Annotated in this window: 1 protein-coding gene and 2 pseudogenes; all 3 read right to left on the reverse strand. The window is 44.2% G+C overall.

The annotated features are described in order from the left end of the window. Window positions 1-278: pseudogene (locus ACP45E_RS17145) on the reverse strand (glyceraldehyde-3-phosphate dehydrogenase); the annotation flags it as partial. A gap of 119 nt (window positions 279-397) precedes the next feature. Beyond that, window positions 398-2515 (reverse strand): carboxylesterase family protein, encoded by a 2118-nt coding sequence (locus tag ACP45E_RS17150; RefSeq protein ID WP_017037872.1) that lies wholly within the window; start codon window positions 2513-2515, stop codon window positions 398-400. Window positions 2516-2828: 313 nt separating this feature from the next. Further along, window positions 2829-3264 (reverse strand): annotated as a pseudogene (locus ACP45E_RS17155) (hypothetical protein); the annotation flags it as partial.

Raw genomic sequence — 3264 nt, forward strand, 5'->3', positions numbered from 1 at the left:
AACTGGGCGCCTCCATCTAGGGATGTCATTGCAAGTTGTTTACGGGCATTTTTTTCGTCTTCACTTTCATGAAGAAACAACCCGATAACACCCCCGCCCAAACCAACCGCAGGTTCCGTGATTAAGATGGGAATAGGCAAGAAACCATAAGCGTTTTCGGCTAGGTGCTCACCGAGATCAAGCTTATTATCAATGGGATCATAAAATGATGCGTGGCCATTCGGAGCGAGTAGAGAAAGTGACAAAGCCAAAGCAGAAGTCAGCCTAATAGTATTCATTTTTGAACCTTTGAAATATAAAGTGCCGGGCACCCAGCACGAGATTGAGTCATTACCATGCACAAGAGAAATAGACATCTCGATACTTATGGTTGGAAGTTTATAGATTGGTTGCCTGTTCAGTATGTCAATTCAGTGTCGATGAATGCATCATTGTTAGAGACTGAACTCAATACTTTTTCTAATCCGGTTAGACGACCATTTCGCAATTCTGGATCAATCCCTTCATTGGTGTATCTATCCCAATCATACTCAAGGCCGATCTCACCCGCGTCATCGATAACCATGACACTATCGCTCTGTGCGCTGTACTCATAGTCAGAAAACAGGGCGTCACTAAACCACAATCGAGACATTTGGTTCATCAGTGCGACTTCGTTTGAAGAAGGATGAACTTCAGTGCCATCTAGTTTGACCGCTTTGTTAAACACAAATGGCAGTTCAGATGCGTTACAAGCTCCGCTAATACAGCCGATTGATTTGGTCACATCACCGATATCCAGGCTACCTTGCGTCTCATATGTCCACACGTTGAAGCTCGGACGATAGCCGAAGTGGTAAAATGTCACAGGTTGATTCGATGCCATTGCTTTGAAGCGAGAAGGACCTGCAAACACAACATCGTTCAGTAATTGTTTAAACTCAGACATGTTGCTCAAGGCTCCACCTAATTGACCTTCTGGATTTGGCATGTAATCAGTTAACGCCAGTACTTTGTTGGTATCTTCGAGATGACCCAACCCAAAAAACAGCTTGGTAATGGCTTCATAAGCACTACTTGGTAATAGGTTTAACACATCTTCAAGCTCAATCTGAGCATGTATTTCTTCAGCGGTTAATGAGTTGATCTCATCCTCTAATACCACTAGGTTGCTTGGAGAACTCAACCAGCTTGATAGTGAAAGTACGACTGTCTCTGGATCATCAGAATTGAAAACTTCACTATCTAAATCATTGATCAGTTCTATTATTGTTGGGATAAGGAACGTCAAACTCGGTAACATTCCAAAGCCGTTGGATTCTTCACTATTAACCCCCAGCACGGTTGGAACCGTGAACTCAGTTAGAGATGGCTGCACCGTTAAGTGGTGCCCATAGGCTTCGCCAATTAAAGGCTTTTTATATTCAATATACGGAGCAAAAGACATAAGATTTGCCATTGGTGTATCTTCGCCTAGAACCTTCGATGTTAGACAGAGTGCACCATAATCAGCTTTATCGAGATCAATACAATCTAACCCTGTCCACGCTCCGATTTTATTGATTGGATTCAGTACTTTGGCTTGAACTGTCATCAAGTCTTGCAAAGACAGCGACTCTGTATCCTGAGTACCATGCAATTCCATACTGTAGTTCTGAACTTTACTCGCCGCGTCTTTCGCTTGAGTATAATTACGGTAATCAAATCCATAAGGATTACTTTGCATAACCGCACGTTGGAAATAATTATTCGTTTCACCCGTTACTGGCTCTTTAGATTCTTGCTGCTGCAAAATGCCGACAGACATTGCACCAGCCCCTTGACCCATGAGTACAACATTGTCCGGGTTGCCACCAAAATCTACGATGTTCTGGTTTACCCATTCTAGCGCTCGTTTTTGATCGCCAAGGCCATAGTTTCCGCCTTCTGGATCGGTTTTCCCATCCACCCACATACTCCCCAATAACCCTAGGCGGTAATTAAAGGTAACCACTATAAACGGTTGGTCGTCGGATACGCCTTGAGCAACGACGGTATCGCCGTTAATGATGGCATCAGAACCTGCGCCATATTCAAAGTCCCCACCATGAATAAAGACATACACGGGTAATGACTCTGAACCATTGATCTCCGAAGGACGCCAAATATTAAGATTCAAGCAATCTTCAGATTGCGCTTGCTGGGTTATTTTAAGCTGTGGGCACACGGCGCCAAATTGTGTCGCATCTATAGCGCCATCAGCATTGTCTTCTAATTGACGGAGTTGACTGTGCTGAAAACGCTGCTGATCGGCGTAAGTGATTCCTTTAAACGCTTCAATGGATACGCGTTGCTCGTCACCTGCTAAGGTATTGATCACAACAGACTCTCTATTTGCCAAAAGAGTCGCGTCCCCGATGGATACTGAAACCTGCTCTGTTGGTAATGGCTGAAGCGGTTCTGGCTTAATAGGACGAGAGCTGGTTTCATCACTACCACACGCAGAAAGAGCAACAGTGATAGCGACAGCAATGAGTGAGCGATGCGTTAAATTCATGGTTGTACCCGTAAATGTGTTCGGCCATCTGACCTGATATTGGTATCATCAAACCTGAGAATCCCTATGCTCAGCCATGCTCATTTCTGGAGTATTTGAAGTATTTTTTCTTTATGGTGCGATATTAATTCACTCTTTAAATTTGAATAAATCGCTTATGCAGGACGTGACCCTACCTATATTGACTACCGTGAGTGGATGTCGCTTTTTATTTATCACAAAGACAATAGAAGGCGCCTAGTTCCCAGCCGTTAGGTCATAGCTCTTAGGTACTAGGTATTAGCTAACAAGCCTTCTATGTTTTACCATGAGGTTAAAAGCGGTAGCCTAGATTCAGCGTTGCTGCGCTGCGTGTTTCACCCGTGTTGTACAGGAAGGTCAAGTTATAGTGTTTACCGATTTGTTTGTTGAAACCCACTAGATACGCCCATGGTTCCATGTCGACACCAATATGATAATTGAAGGTTTCTCCGCCGATCTCTATACCATCAAGGGTTCCGTCCATATACGATTTAAGCCCCTGATATTCCGCACCAACAAAAATTTGCGCACGGTAATCCACCAACTGATAACCCAACATGGGTTGAATGGTAGTGATAGGTTCACCCCAATTATCTGACCCTTTGAGGCGCGTCGCAGTATACGTACCGGTGACGGAAGCAAAGAATTCGCGATAACCGACAGATAATGTCGTGCCAACCCCCATAACATCATATTCTAGATGCAACGGTACGTTGACACGGCCACTG

The organism is Vibrio genomosp. F10 str. 9ZD137, from assembly GCF_049974785.1.
Classification (GTDB): Bacteria; Pseudomonadota; Gammaproteobacteria; order Enterobacterales; family Vibrionaceae; genus Vibrio.